This window comes from Clostridium polyendosporum (assembly GCF_018332455.1).
Classification (GTDB): Bacteria; Bacillota; Clostridia; order Clostridiales; family Clostridiaceae; genus Clostridium_AY; species Clostridium_AY polyendosporum.
Map to the genome: position 1 here is coordinate 66,526 of NZ_BOPZ01000011.1, position 12,782 is coordinate 79,307.

General features: G+C 29.2%; 15 protein-coding genes and 3 tRNA genes. 6 read left to right on the plus strand and 12 right to left on the minus strand.

The genetic code is table 11. The features are described 5' to 3' along the window. Positions 1 to 44 precede the first annotated feature (44 nt). The 6 genes from CPJCM30710_RS08045 to CPJCM30710_RS08070 all read right to left on the minus strand — a co-directional run bounded on the left by CPJCM30710_RS08045 (position 45) and on the right by CPJCM30710_RS08070 (position 1,933). Positions 45 to 121 (minus strand) — tRNA-Asp (locus CPJCM30710_RS08045). A gap of 8 nt (positions 122 to 129) precedes the next feature. Then, positions 130 to 205, minus strand: a tRNA-Val gene (locus CPJCM30710_RS08050). Between the two features lie 7 nt (positions 206 to 212). Continuing rightward, positions 213 to 287 (minus strand) — tRNA-Glu (locus tag CPJCM30710_RS08055). Positions 288 to 636: 349 nt separating this feature from the next. Continuing rightward, positions 637 to 786 (minus strand): hypothetical protein, encoded by a 150-nt coding sequence (locus CPJCM30710_RS08060; RefSeq protein ID WP_212903656.1) that lies wholly within the window; start codon positions 784 to 786, stop codon positions 637 to 639. Positions 787 to 939: 153 nt separating this feature from the next. Continuing rightward, positions 940 to 1,326 (minus strand): CoA-binding protein, encoded by a 387-nt coding sequence (locus CPJCM30710_RS08065; RefSeq protein ID WP_212903657.1) that lies wholly within the window; start codon positions 1,324 to 1,326, stop codon positions 940 to 942. A gap of 16 nt (positions 1,327 to 1,342) precedes the next feature. After that, the gene (locus tag CPJCM30710_RS08070; RefSeq protein WP_212903658.1) at positions 1,343 to 1,933 is read right to left on the minus strand and encodes a hypothetical protein; all 591 of its coding nucleotides are present in this window, start codon (positions 1,931 to 1,933) and stop codon (positions 1,343 to 1,345) included. 94 nt (positions 1,934 to 2,027) lie between these two features. On the opposite strand from CPJCM30710_RS08070, the gene CPJCM30710_RS08075 reads away from it, so the two are divergent. Then, positions 2,028 to 2,834, plus strand: a complete 807-nt coding sequence (locus CPJCM30710_RS08075) for a carbon-nitrogen family hydrolase (RefSeq protein WP_212903659.1) — start codon at positions 2,028 to 2,030, stop codon at positions 2,832 to 2,834. 48 nt (positions 2,835 to 2,882) lie between these two features. Then, complete coding sequence (locus CPJCM30710_RS08080; protein WP_212903660.1) at positions 2,883 to 4,133, plus strand: BaiN/RdsA family NAD(P)/FAD-dependent oxidoreductase; 1,251 nt, start codon at positions 2,883 to 2,885, stop codon at positions 4,131 to 4,133. A 167-nt stretch (positions 4,134 to 4,300) separates the two neighbouring features. Here the strand turns inward: CPJCM30710_RS08080 and CPJCM30710_RS08085 are convergent, their stop codons facing one another. Together CPJCM30710_RS08085 and CPJCM30710_RS08090 are read right to left on the minus strand one after the other, a co-directional pair. After that, positions 4,301 to 4,486 carry a DUF1858 domain-containing protein gene (locus CPJCM30710_RS08085; RefSeq protein ID WP_212903661.1) on the minus strand — a complete coding sequence of 62 codons (186 nt, stop codon included), beginning with the start codon at positions 4,484 to 4,486 and terminating at the stop codon, positions 4,301 to 4,303. A gap of 291 nt (positions 4,487 to 4,777) precedes the next feature. Further along, positions 4,778 to 6,064, minus strand: coding sequence for an adenylosuccinate synthase (locus tag CPJCM30710_RS08090; protein ID WP_212903662.1), 1,287 nt, complete (start codon positions 6,062 to 6,064; stop codon positions 4,778 to 4,780). A 706-nt stretch (positions 6,065 to 6,770) separates the two neighbouring features. Between CPJCM30710_RS08090 and CPJCM30710_RS08095 the strand changes: the two genes are divergently transcribed. Both CPJCM30710_RS08095 and CPJCM30710_RS08100 read left to right on the plus strand, forming a co-directional pair. Continuing rightward, positions 6,771 to 7,970: a sigma 54-interacting transcriptional regulator gene (locus tag CPJCM30710_RS08095; RefSeq protein WP_212903663.1), complete on the plus strand. Its 1,200-nt coding sequence runs from the start codon at positions 6,771 to 6,773 to the stop codon at positions 7,968 to 7,970. A 130-nt stretch (positions 7,971 to 8,100) separates the two neighbouring features. After that, entirely contained in the window at positions 8,101 to 8,724 is a 624-nt protein-coding gene (locus CPJCM30710_RS08100) for a superoxide dismutase (protein WP_212903664.1), read from the plus strand. A gap of 86 nt (positions 8,725 to 8,810) precedes the next feature. Here the strand turns inward: CPJCM30710_RS08100 and CPJCM30710_RS08105 are convergent, their stop codons facing one another. After that, positions 8,811 to 9,320, minus strand: coding sequence for a hypothetical protein (locus CPJCM30710_RS08105; protein ID WP_212903665.1), 510 nt, complete (start codon positions 9,318 to 9,320; stop codon positions 8,811 to 8,813). Between the two features lie 313 nt (positions 9,321 to 9,633). On the opposite strand from CPJCM30710_RS08105, the gene CPJCM30710_RS08110 reads away from it, so the two are divergent. Continuing rightward, positions 9,634 to 10,440: a YitT family protein gene (locus CPJCM30710_RS08110; RefSeq protein ID WP_212903699.1), complete on the plus strand. Its 807-nt coding sequence runs from the start codon at positions 9,634 to 9,636 to the stop codon at positions 10,438 to 10,440. Between the two features lie 80 nt (positions 10,441 to 10,520). On the opposite strand, the gene CPJCM30710_RS08115 is transcribed toward CPJCM30710_RS08110, so the two are convergent. From CPJCM30710_RS08115 to proC, 3 genes are all read right to left on the minus strand, one after another. Next, on the minus strand, positions 10,521 to 10,673 hold the full coding sequence (locus tag CPJCM30710_RS08115; RefSeq protein ID WP_212903666.1) for a hypothetical protein: 153 nt from the start codon (positions 10,671 to 10,673) through the stop codon (positions 10,521 to 10,523). Between the two features lie 38 nt (positions 10,674 to 10,711). Then, a complete protein-coding gene (locus CPJCM30710_RS08120; RefSeq protein WP_212903667.1) occupies positions 10,712 to 10,855 on the minus strand; it encodes a hypothetical protein in 144 nt (47 codons plus the stop codon). Between the two features lie 217 nt (positions 10,856 to 11,072). Then, positions 11,073 to 11,873, minus strand: coding sequence for a pyrroline-5-carboxylate reductase (proC, locus tag CPJCM30710_RS08125; RefSeq protein ID WP_212903668.1), 801 nt, complete (start codon positions 11,871 to 11,873; stop codon positions 11,073 to 11,075). Between the two features lie 456 nt (positions 11,874 to 12,329). Here proC and CPJCM30710_RS08130 point away from each other — a divergent pair, with 456 nt between their 5' ends. After that, the gene (locus CPJCM30710_RS08130) at positions 12,330 to 12,728 is read left to right on the plus strand and encodes an Hsp20 family protein (RefSeq protein ID WP_212903669.1); all 399 of its coding nucleotides are present in this window, start codon (positions 12,330 to 12,332) and stop codon (positions 12,726 to 12,728) included. The last annotated feature ends 54 nt before the right edge of the window (positions 12,729 to 12,782 follow it).

Sequence of the window (12,782 nt, forward strand, 5' to 3'; positions counted from 1 at the left end):
ATTATAAGTCAACTGCTCCATCGTTGAGCCATGCTAAGATATTATGGCGACTCAGAAGGGGCTCGAACCCTCGACCTCCGGCGTGACAGGCCGGCACTCTAACCAACTGAGCTACTGAGCCATATATTTTGGTGGGCACAACAGGGATCGAACCTGTGACCCTCTGCTTGTAAGGCAGATGCTCTCCCGGCTGAGCTATGCGCCCAAAATAATGGTGACTCCTAGGGGAATCGAACCCCTGTTACCACCGTGAAAGGGTGGTGTCTTGACCGCTTGACCAAGGAGCCATGTTTATAATTTTTGTTCCACACATTTCTTAACTTATCTGCCGCACTAGCGACCCGACAATGAATATAATACCTAAAATTAATCAAAGTGTCAACACTTTTTATAAACTTTTTTTTAATTTTAGCTCTGGAAATAACATCTAGCCACCTTAAAGCTGATTACACCTATATTTCTTATTATATCTTTAATTTTTATAGCAACTTAATTGAAATTATATTAAAACTATATTTTAAATTTATTAATTAATATTAGTTCTTGCAAACTTTATATAACTCTATATAATTCTCAACCCTCCTTTTTTTCAAACTGCTTAATAATTTTTAAAAGAAAAAATAGCGACCTTTGCCGCTATTTTCTTCTATGATCTTTACTATTTGCATAATGACCTATTTTTTCACCATCTATTATTCCAAGATCTGAATTATTTTTAGGGTCTATTTTTCTAAGTTCTGCATTAGATTTAGGTCTATCTTTCAATCTGTTCTTATTATCATCCATACTATTCACTCCTAAATATAATCATTAAATTTTATAATTAGATTTCCCCCTAATAGGTTTCGCTATACTAAAACTTAACTTACTTAATTAAGAAATCTATGACTATATATTTCTTACTTCTAAAAAAGATTTGAATAATAAAACTACTTATTATTAAAAATAAGTTAATACCAAATTATTTAATGCAACAAGAGCACACCCTTCTACTGCAATTATATTATTATTTCTACAGAAATTAAATATTTCTTCACTTTCTGCACCTGGCTGTATTAGGATATATTTTATTTCAAGCTCTTTCGCTTGTCTTACAATATCAATTCCATCTCTAGGATTTATACAGAGATCTATAGCATCTATTTTATATGCTACCTGCTCTAAACTTTTGTAAGTGCCCTCCTTAGTAGCCCTTGGATTAACACCACTAACATTAAATCCTGCTGAATAGAACTTACTTAATATTCTATAAGCATATTTTGTTGGATTTGTTACATCTCCAACTACAACCCAATTTTTAAACTTCATCAAATCTACATCTCTCATTGTTCTTTCTCCTTTCTTATACTAATAACTTAGATGAAAGTGATACTCCCTGTTTTTTAACCCTTTCAATTGCCATGCCATAATGAGTTAGGAGTACCTCTCTCCTCTTAATTTGACTAGTTATGTAGTTAATTTCATGAGTGCATCTATCTAAAAACTCTTGTTCACTTAAAGATTTCACAGAAAAACTATAATTATTTCTTTTAAAGCTCTGACCAGTTACCAAGATATTTAAAGGAAAATAACAGTTAACAACCATAAGAAGTTCTTTTTCCCACATTCCTCTTTTATTTATCTCTTTAAATCTGTCCTTAAGTAATATAATTTCCTTTACTTTCTCACTAATGCTTTGTTCTACAGATTCAATAAATCCCTTATAAAAGAAAGATGAAACTCCTCTTGGAAGCTTTATTTTTAAAACATCTTTATGGCTTATTATAAAGTCATCCATTTCTCCTTCACTTATTAGTTCTACATCATTAGATTCAAAGGTATGAAATCCATCCCCTTGAGGATATTCAACTATAATTTGATCATAATTCATCTTTCGTATCTTATATTCACTACCAAAATCCTTAAGCTTTTGATTGGTTATCTTTACTTTCATTGCACTCACCTCTCAATATTATTATCTCTGCTTTTGCTCATATATATAACTGTGTTAGAATTTAATTAAACTAATATACTTATAGGAGAAATTTATGAGAATTGCTTTAGCACAAATAGATATTAAATGGGAAGACAAGGATTTTAACTTAAGAAAATGTGAATCTTTTATTAAAGAAGCTAAAGAAAAAAAGGCCAATTTAATTATCTTTCCTGAGATGACTCTTACAGGATTTTCAATGAATCCATCGAATATTAATGAAAGTTACATTAACTCAAAATATATAGAAGCCCTTAAAATACTTGCTCTTAAAAATAGTATATATATAGGATTTGGAATGGCTATTAGTAATAACAAAGATTTTTTTAATGATTTCATAGTAATAAATAATGAAGGAACAATAATAGGAACATACTCAAAAATTCACCCTTTTTCTTATAGTAAAGAACATTTAGCTTATAGAAGCGGAGACAATCTTTTAACTCTTAAAATCAAGGAATTTACCCTTTCACCCTTCATATGCTATGATTTAAGATTTCCAGAAATATTTCAAGTTGCTTCAAGACATGCTAATCTTATAACCATTAGCGCTAATTGGCCTAAGAGTAGAATATCTCATTGGAAGGCTTTATTAGTTGCAAGAGCTATAGAAAATCAATGCTATATAGCTGGTATTAACAGGGTTGGACAAGGAGATAATTTATTATATAATGGTGCATCTATGATTGTTTCTCCTTCTGGAGAAATATTATGTTATGAAGAAGATAAAGAAGTACTTTTAATACATGACTTGGTGTTAAGTGAAGTTGAAAACTTAAGAAGTTCATTTCCATTAAAAAATGATAGAAGAGAAACTTTATACATAAATCTACTAAAGATAAACAGCTTCAATCTTAAATAAATTTTATTATCAAGTTGTTTATCTATAAAAGGAGCGAAGGAATAAATAATGATTTATCATGATTTAGTAATAATAGGAGGAGGAGCAGCTGGGCTTATGGCTGCTGTTGCTGCAAAAGATTTTGGAATTGATGTTGCTATTGTAGAAGGTACTGATAGAGTAGGAAAAAAAATATTAACTACTGGAAATGGTAGATGTAATATAACTAATTCCTTTATAGGATTTCCATTTCAGAATTATCATAGTGAAAATGGAGCATTCTTTAATTCTGTATTAAGTAACTTCACAGTGAAAGATACAATACAGTTTTTTTCTAATATAGGACTTCCTTTAGTTGAACTCGAAAACGGAAAAATGTATCCACACTCTCTTCAATCATCTTCTGTTGTAGATATTTTTAGATTAGCTTTGGAGGATAGAAGCATTTCTATATATAATTCTTGTAAGATAAAAGAAATTATCCACAATAAAAAAAGTTTTAAGTTATTCACAGATTCCAAAGATATTGAACCTATCACCTGTGGAAAACTTATATTAGCCTGTGGAGGTAAATCTGCCTCAAAAACTGGTTCTGATGGTTCTGGCTATAATTTAGCTAAAACTTTAGGGCATAGAATAATTGATCCTATTCCTGCAATAGTACAACTAAAACTTGATTATAAAAATCTTAAAGCTGTGTCAGGTATTAAATTCGATGGATATGCAGAAGTTATTATTGATAAAAAAAGTGAACGAAAAGAATTGGGAGAAATCTTATTTACTGACTATGGAATTTCAGGTCCACCTATTCTTCAGTTATCAAGAAAAGCTTCTTATGCTCTTTCAAAAGGTAAAGAAGTATTAATAACAGTAGATATGATGCCTAGTAAAAGTAAAGAAGATGTGGAAAATTTTTTAGAAAATCACTGGGGAGTTTTTGCTCATAGAACTGTATTAGATTCACTTATAGGAATTGTAAACAAAAAGCTTATACCTATTCTTTTAAAAGAGGCAGGAGTTGATAATCTTCATAAACCTTGCTGGAATTTAGATTGGCAAGAAAGAAAAAATATCATATCTCTCATGAAAAAATGGGACTTTAAGTGCATAGGTACCAATGGATTTCAAAATGCCCAAGTCACTGCAGGTGGAGTAGATACTAAGGAAATTAACCCTGAAACTTTAGAATCAAAACTTATTAAAAACCTCTTCTTCTGTGGAGAAATGTTAGACGTAGATGGTGATTGTGGCGGCTTTAACCTTCAATGGGCTTGGAGTTCAGCTTATGTAGCAGCTAAAGCAGTTTCCTCAAGTAATTAAACATAAAAAGGTATGTAGCACTTTATTAATGCTTCATACCTTTTCACTTTGATGTAATTTTAAAATACCTTTATTTATGTAAAAAGCAATTCAGTCAACAAGACTGAATTGCTTTTTAACTTTTAAGCTATAGAATTCTTAAAAAACTATTAAAACATCAACACTAATTACTTATTTAGGGCTTCTAATAATAGTTCTAATTTTAATCCATGTACTACTGCAGCTTCTTCTATAGTTTCAGCCTGTGCTGATGGGCAACCCACACAACCCATTCCAAAACTCATTAAAACTTCTGCTTTTTCAGGGTATTGTCTTACAACTTCACCTATTGTCATATCCTTAGTAATATTCATAATTACCAACCTCTCTTTATAAAAAATATTAAAAAAATACTTAGCTATACTAAATTAAAAAACAAATTTGTTTAATTTTAGAAATTAAAAGCTTACTTTAATTATTATACTAGATAATATTACTATAGTCAACCAAATTAGTCGGATTTAAAAAATGCTACGTATATTTTTACTTTATTTAGTTTTTTCTACATAAATCAATATTATTCAATGATTTATTGTTAATAAATATAAAAAAAGGAAGCCTAAATTCAGCTTCCTCTTTTTATATAATTAATATATTAAATACTACTATAGTTCTGCAACTCTCATAGTCTGGTCTCTTCTTGGACCTACTGAAACTATTGATATTCTAGTTTCTGTTATTTCTTCTATTCTCTTTAGATATTTTTTCGCATTTTCTGGAAGCTGATCATAACTTCTTGCATTTGCAACGCTATCGTCCCATCCTTCAAATTCTTCATAAACTGGTTCACACTTAGCTAAGTCTTCTAAACTTGCTGGGAAGTAGTCTATTATCTTTCCATTAAACTTATAACCTACACAAACTTTTATCTTTTCAAGACCAGCTAAAGTATCTATTTTAGTAACTGCAAGAGAAGTTAATCCACAAACTCTAACAGTAGTCTTTAAAATTACAAGATCAAGCCATCCACATCTTCTAGCTCTTCCAGTTGTAACACCAAACTCATGGCCCTTTTCTCTTATCCAGTCTCCCATTTCATCATTTAATTCTGTTGGGAATGGACCTTTACCTACTCTTGTAGTATATGCTTTAGCAATACCAACAGCATTTGTTATCATCGTTGGTCCTATTCCTACACCATTTGAAACTCCACCAGCTGTTGTGTTTGATGAAGTAACATATGGATAAGTTCCATAGTCTATATCAAGAAGCATTCCCTGTGCTCCTTCAAAAAGCACCTTCTTATTTGCTTTTATGGCATCATAAACTACTACAGATGTATCTTGAACATAAGGTCTTAATCTCTCTGCAAATGCTAAGTACTCGGCTAGTATCTCATCAAATTTTAAAGCTTCTCCACCTAATACCTTTGTTATGTATGGATTCTTCATTTCAAGATTTGTTCTTAGCTTTTCTTCAAAAACTTCTTTATGAAGTAAATCACATACTCTTATACCACATCTTTCAAATTTATCAGTATAACATGGTCCAATACCTTTACCTGTTGTTCCTATATCATTCTTTCCTCTAGCTTGTTCTTTTAGTTTATCTAAAACTCTATGATATGGCATTATAAGATGTGCTCTATCACTCACTACAAGCTTCTCTGGAGTAACTTTTACTCCTACACCTTGAAGATAGTCTATCTCATGAAAAAATGCCTTTGGATCTACAACTACACCATTACCTATTACATTTAACTTTGTATCATAAAGTACTCCTGATGGAATTAAGTGAAGCTTATATTGTTTATCCTCAACTTCAACTGTATGTCCTGCGTTATTTCCACCTTGGTATCTAACAACTACTTCGGCATCTTCTGCTAGGTAGTCAGTCATTTTTCCCTTTCCTTCGTCACCCCATTGAGCTCCTAATACGATGAATGCTGACATATCGTTTCCTCCTTACATCACTAAGTTCCCTTAGAATATCCAATTCCAATGTTTATGTCATTTCAATCTATGTCTATAAATTAATATTAGTTTTATCCTATTTTGCTTTTTGCATTACTTATTTTTAGGGTAAATTATTCTCCCCATAACATACTATCAAAGTAACTCTATAAGGTCAACAAAAGAAACGAATATTTTTTTATTTATCACATTAATGATTCGTAAAAAATCCAACTTTACCATTTTTATATTTTCTATTATTCCACTTGTTGAAATATAATATTTTTATAATTTTTCGCTAAACTCAATTTTTTCTCCATCCGGGCCTAAGATATTAAAGTACTTTATTCCTCTTAAATTATCTTTTAAGAGCATATTATTCCTTTCCTGATTATATATTACATTATAATATTATTGTATTATTTACCTATCGGATAGTTTATTTAATATTAATAATTTGAAAGAAATCTTACAATTGTGTTGAATAAGAAATTTTTAAGTGATAAAATTATAGAAAAATTAAAATTGATAATAGATATGGCAAAATGAAATTATATCCATTGTGATGAAGAAGCCTTAAAGATATAATATATAAAGAATGAACTATGGCAGTTTGCATAAGCTTTGCTTATGCGAACTGCCTCTTTTTATATTGTGTTTTTAGATATTATATTTGCAAATTGAATATAAGGAAGGGGGAATCTTAATGAAACAATTTATACAACTTGAGATTAAAACTACTGACCACGCTGCAATAACTATAGACATATTAACAAGTATTCACCAAACTAATGTAAATTTAACTTTAATGGAAGTATTTAAAGATAGAATTTGCATTAATTTAGAATATATAAATGATCATACTAAAAACTTATTAATAAAAAACTTATTGAAGATAAGGGATGTCTTAACAATTAAAGAGATTAATTTATTAAACAATGAAGAAAATGCTTTTAAGAATATTATAGGCACCAGTCTTTGTATCCAAAAAGTAAAAAAGTTTTCTTCTACCGTAGGAAAAAGTAATTCTACGATACTCTTAAGAGGAGAGGGCGGAACTGGAAAAGAGTTATTCGCAAAAGCTATACATAATTATAGCTATAGAAAGAATAAAAAATTCATTACTTTAAACTGTTCATCTATTCCAGATATAATATTAGAAAGTGAATTATTCGGGTATGAAGAAGGACGCTTTATAGGTGATATGAATAGTAGTAAAGATGGTCTCTTTAAAGAAGCTAATGGTGGCACTATATTTCTTGATGAAATAGGTGAATTTTCTATAACACTTCAAGCTAAGCTTCTTAAAGTTTTGCAGGAGGGCACTATAAAAAAATTAGGAAGTAATAAAGAAGAAACAGTTGACATTAGAATTATTGCCGCTACCAATCGAAATCTTGAAGAGATGGTTAAGAATGGACAATTCAGAGAAGATTTATACTATAGATTAAATATTATACCAATCTACCTTCCCCCTCTTAGAGAAAGATTAGAAGACATTCCTCTTCTTGTAAAGTTTTTTATGTCTAACTTAAATAATAAACTAAAAAAAAGAATAGAAAAGGTTGATTTTCAAGTATATAACAAGTTAATGCAATACCATTGGCCAGGTAACATTAGAGAATTACAAAATATAGTTGAAAGAGCCATGAATCTTTGCGAAGGTGAAATTTTAACTCCTGAAAATATAATTTTTAACTTTAGTGAATATAATTCAAAGGCTGCTGAACTCTTCTATACAGAAGAATTAACTCTAAAAGAAATAACCCAACAATGTGAAAAAGAAGCGATAATAAGAGTTTTAGACAAATATAAAAGTTACAGAAAAGCAGCTCAGATTTTAGGTGTATCTCATACTACAATTATGAATAAGACAAAAAAGTATTTTAATAGATATAAGGTATAATTTATATTTGTACAATTAGCTTAGTAAATTATAAAAGTTTATGATTTTTAAAATTAAATTTCTTGCCAGAATATTTTCTATTACATCAATGAATAAACTATAATGTAATTAATACTTTTAAGGAGTAATTATGGATATAGTTCCTAAAAACTATGCTTTTGCCACAGTAAAAGGAATCACTCAAAAGCAATTACAGGAGCACTACACTATCTATAAAGGATACGTGACCAAACTTAATGAGATTGATTCTGCTTCTAGAAATGCCGCTGATTTTCCGAACCCTAATGCTACTTATAGCTCTTTAAGAAGCTTAAAGCTTGGAGAAACTTATGCACTTGATGGTATAAAACTTCATGAACTTTATTTTGAAAATATAACTAATTCAACCTGTTGCATAGATGGAGAAATGCTTAAGCTCATTAAGAATCAATGGAACAGTTATGAGAACTTTATGTCATACATCAAGAATACCGGCTTGTCTATGAGAGGATGGATAATAATAGCCTTAGATCCTCTTACTTACCGTTTAAGAGTTATAGGTTCTGATGCTCATGATGTAGGAGCTGTGTGGGATTGCTATCCCATATTGGTAATAGATGTGTATGAGCATGCCTACTTCTTAGATTTTGGAACAAATAAAGGTAAATATTTAGAGGTCATTTTTGAAAATATCAACTGGAAGGTAGTAAATAAAAGAATACAAATTCATTATATGATGATGAACATGATGAAGAGATATTTCTATGATTTCTAAACACTAAAATTTAAGGAATTCAGTTACTGCCTGAATTCCTTAAATTAATTTTCACTAATTCTCTACCCCAAATAGACTTAATGATATTATCTATCCATTAAAAGAACATCCTTAAATTTTACGTCTAATCCCTTAGAAAGTTCATCAAGTTTCTGTACTTTTTGTTCTACTTCTTTTGCGGTAGAATATCCATTACATACTGATATTACGCTATCTAAAGATTCTATATACTTATCATGAAGTCCACTAATTTCTTGACTATGATTTAAACCTTCAGCGTTATTCCTGAGTTCTTTAAGCTTATTTATATTTTGTTGAACATTTTTATTCTCCTTTATTTCATTTATAACTGTTGAAGCCTCTGAAGATATACTTCTTATATTATGAAAGTATACATAATCTGTCTTATATCTGTTAATCTCATAACTTATAGGTTTTTGAACTATAAATATATTATAAGCACTGACTCCTAATGTAAGTATTAATAATACTATTACAATGAATTTAATAAATCCTTTAATGAATTTAATAGTAAGATAAACAAAAGCTAAAACAATAAATAACATTACTATGTTATCTATACTAAACCCGTTCATATCCTCACCTCTTTAAATATTATTTGTTATATTATATCACAGGAAAATGCTATTATAATTCATAACTTTATAAATTTTTATTTAAAAGAACTTATAATAATCTACCTATAACTAAGTATAAAATTCTTCATTGAAAGAAACTTTATTAGAACTTATATCGAAGTAATAAAACATTATAAAAATGCTGATTTATAAACTATACTTACTATTAACTTATAATTGTATTAAAATAATAATGTGGTGGGAAAAAATAGGAGGTGGAATTTTGAATAAAAACAATAATTTTTTTAGTACTATGAATAGAATTATTTTTATGTTATTAGGCTCAGCCTTAGTATCAATTGGCCTGGAGATATTTTTAATACCTAATAATATAATTGATGGTGGAATAGTTGGAATATCGATTATTTCTAGTTACTTAACAAAGCTTCCTCTAGGATTGTTTATTTTTATTTTTAACGTTCCATTCTTTATAGTAGGTTATAAACAAATTGGTAAGACCTTCACTCTATCAACATTATTCTCTGTAATTTGTTTATCTATTGGAGTAACTATTTTACATCCTATTTCTAGAATAACAGAAGATATCCTTTTAGCATCAGTTTTCGGAGGAATCGTTTTAGGTGCTGGAGTTGGATTAATAATAAGAAATGGAGGTTCATTAGATGGAACAGAAATTGTAGCCATAATATTAGATAAAAGGATGAGCTTCTCAATTGGAGAAATTGTTATGTTTTTTAACTTATTTATTTTAAGTAGTGCAGGTTTTGTTTTTGGCTGGGATAGAGCAATGTACTCCCTTATTGCATACTTTATTGCTTTCAAAGTTATTGATATAACTGTTGAAGGACTAGATGAGTCAAAAGGTGTTGTAATTATTTCAGAAAGTCATAAAGACATAACTGAAGCAATAATTGATAGACTTGGTAGAGGTGTAACTTTACTTAACGGTAAAGGAGGGTATAAAGGAACTCCTACTAATGTAATATATGTGGTTGTATCACGTTTAGAAATAGCTAAATTAAAATCTATTGTACATGGCTTTGATGAAAATGCATTAATAACTATAGGCAGTGTTGAAGTATCCGGAAAAAGATATAAAAAGAAAGCTATACATTAATTCATATTTCCTTATAACAAAAACCCAAGGAATAATTTAAATCCTTGGGGATAACTTTTTATATTAGACCTTTTTAAACGTTATGTTTTTAACTTTTCTAAGAGTTCACAACATTCCTTCTGTAACTCTTCTAATGCTTCAGATTTATCTTTATGATTTAAAAATTTTTCTGGAAATATATTTCCAAACCATGTAGATTTATGTAGGAATCCAATATATTTCTGAATTCCCACATAAATCGTCCATTATATTCTACTGATCATAAATTTTCCTATCTCTTACCTTTTGTATCTCTTATGCCAGGTTGTACGCCTGAATTTCCTCTACCAAGAAAACCATTTTGAGCAGTTCTTGAATCTTCACTTTCAGCTATCATGCTTTGTTGCTTACTCTTTATGTCTTTATACTTACTCATAACTTCATCTCCTTTATAGAATTAAAGCTGCACAAGTCTATATTTAATAAAATTGAGAAAATGTTGTATACTTTCAATACCTTTTCTCAAAACTTTAAGTTAATTATAAACTTGTGTATCTAATAATAGTTTTTCCCTAGCACTTTTTTCTCTATTCACATCAAAAACTTAAATACTTAGTGATTACTTTATAATAACTTTTGAGAATACGTTAGTACTACATATTTTTAGACTTTTGTTCACACTTTTCCATACCATTCATTACAGCTGCTCTAAATCCTCTTTTTTCAAATTCAAGTACAGCCTCAATGGTAGTACCGCCAGGAGAACAAACCATATCCTTAAGTTCCCCTGGATGCATTCCTGTTTCTAATACCATTTTTGCTGAACCCAATACTGCTTGAGCTGCAAGATTATACGCTTTCTTTCTTGGTATACCCATCTTTACTGCACTATCAGCCATAGCCTCAATAAACATAAAGACATAAGCAGGCGATGAACCACAAAGAGCCGTAAAGGCATGGAAGTCTTTTTCCTCTAATAATTCAGCTTTACCAAATGCACTAAAAATATTTAATATCTCCTGGATTTCCTCTTCACTTACTCCTTCAGAAGGACATACTGCACTCATGCCTTCTCCTACCAAAGCAGGCGTATTTGGCATTGTCTTAACTATCTTAATATCCTTTCCAAACCATTCTCTAACCTTACCAATGCCAACTCCAGCAGCTATTGTAACAATTAAAGCAGTATCTTTTATATTATCTCTAATTTCCTTTATAACCTTCTCATACATAAATGGCTTTACTGCTAATACAACTATATCAGCTCTTTCTACTACTTCCTTATTCGTTAAAGCAGTATTTATACCAAACTTGTCTTTCAAACCCTTTATAGATTGCTCCACTATATCAGATACAATTATGTTTTCTGCTGAAATTATACCTGATTTTATAATACCTCCAACCATGGCACTCCCCATGTTGCCACAACCTATAAAACCTAAAACTTTATTCATTGTCATTCACCTCATAAAAATATTTATTTATATTCTATTATGGTTCTTAACGTATTTAAAGACAATATATAAATAACAAGTTTTATTTTTTATATTTATTCCTTATATTAAATACCTAAAAAACACACCAACAACAAATTAGCATTTTAAAATTCTAATATAAAAAAATAGTTATTACTATAACTAAACTATTTTTCATCTATTGTAATTTAAGCTTGGACACATATAAATGTTATGTAATTTGATTAAACTTTTATAAATATAGTATATAAGTATTATCAAAAAAATTTATATTTTTATATTTTCACTTAAAATTAAATTTTCATTCTAATTATAATAGAAATATTATGCTCTAGTTTTATATTTTATATACCTCTCCAATAACACTATAGTATTACTTACTTAGATAATTCATATACTACTAATGAAATAAAGTTGAAAAGGAGGTTGAGTTTCGTGCTGAGTTTATTGCCAATGAGGTCAACCAACTTTATGACTAGCAAGGAGTTTTTCGATTTAGTTTGGAATGATGTTTTTTGTGAAAAAAAATTACCTTTCTTGTGCAATAATGAAAATTTCAAAGTTGATTTACAGGAAAACGACAATTATTACATCATAAATGCTGACTTACCAGGTGTTGGAAAAAAGGATATAGAGATTAATTATATTGATAATTTTTTAGTTATATCAGCACACAGAAAAAAAAACATAGACCATAATTTCTCAACATTAGTGCAAGAAAAACCCTACGGTGAGTTTCGTAGAATGTTTTATGTTAGTGATATAAACTTAAAAAAAATATCTACTTCCTTTTATAATGGTGAATTAAAGTTAACTATTCCAAAATTAAAATGAGTTTAAACCTTAATTTATAAAAAAGAGTAAGGTAGTTCTTATTTTACTTACCTT

Bases quoted from the DNA above. Each gene is read 5' to 3' on its own strand.
- CPJCM30710_RS08060 (WP_212903656.1), bottom strand. From the start codon at position 786: ATGGATGATAATAAGAACAGATTGAAAGATAGACCTAAATCTAATGCA.
- CPJCM30710_RS08065 (WP_212903657.1), bottom strand. From the start codon at position 1,326: ATGAGAGATGTAGATTTGATGAAGTTTAAAAATTGGGTTGTAGTTGGA.
- CPJCM30710_RS08070 (WP_212903658.1), bottom strand. From the start codon at position 1,933: ATGAAAGTAAAGATAACCAATCAAAAGCTTAAGGATTTTGGTAGTGAA.
- CPJCM30710_RS08075 (WP_212903659.1), top strand. From the start codon at position 2,028: ATGAGAATTGCTTTAGCACAAATAGATATTAAATGGGAAGACAAGGAT.
- CPJCM30710_RS08080 (WP_212903660.1), top strand. From the start codon at position 2,883: ATGATTTATCATGATTTAGTAATAATAGGAGGAGGAGCAGCTGGGCTT.
- CPJCM30710_RS08085 (WP_212903661.1), bottom strand. From the start codon at position 4,486: ATGAATATTACTAAGGATATGACAATAGGTGAAGTTGTAAGACAATAC.
- CPJCM30710_RS08090 (WP_212903662.1), bottom strand. From the start codon at position 6,064: ATGTCAGCATTCATCGTATTAGGAGCTCAATGGGGTGACGAAGGAAAG.
- CPJCM30710_RS08095 (WP_212903663.1), top strand. From the start codon at position 6,771: ATGAAACAATTTATACAACTTGAGATTAAAACTACTGACCACGCTGCA.
- CPJCM30710_RS08100 (WP_212903664.1), top strand. From the start codon at position 8,101: ATGGATATAGTTCCTAAAAACTATGCTTTTGCCACAGTAAAAGGAATC.
- CPJCM30710_RS08105 (WP_212903665.1), bottom strand. From the start codon at position 9,320: ATGAACGGGTTTAGTATAGATAACATAGTAATGTTATTTATTGTTTTA.
- CPJCM30710_RS08110 (WP_212903699.1), top strand. From the start codon at position 9,634: ATGTTATTAGGCTCAGCCTTAGTATCAATTGGCCTGGAGATATTTTTA.
- CPJCM30710_RS08120 (WP_212903667.1), bottom strand. From the start codon at position 10,855: ATGAGTAAGTATAAAGACATAAAGAGTAAGCAACAAAGCATGATAGCT.
- proC (WP_212903668.1), bottom strand. From the start codon at position 11,873: ATGAATAAAGTTTTAGGTTTTATAGGTTGTGGCAACATGGGGAGTGCC.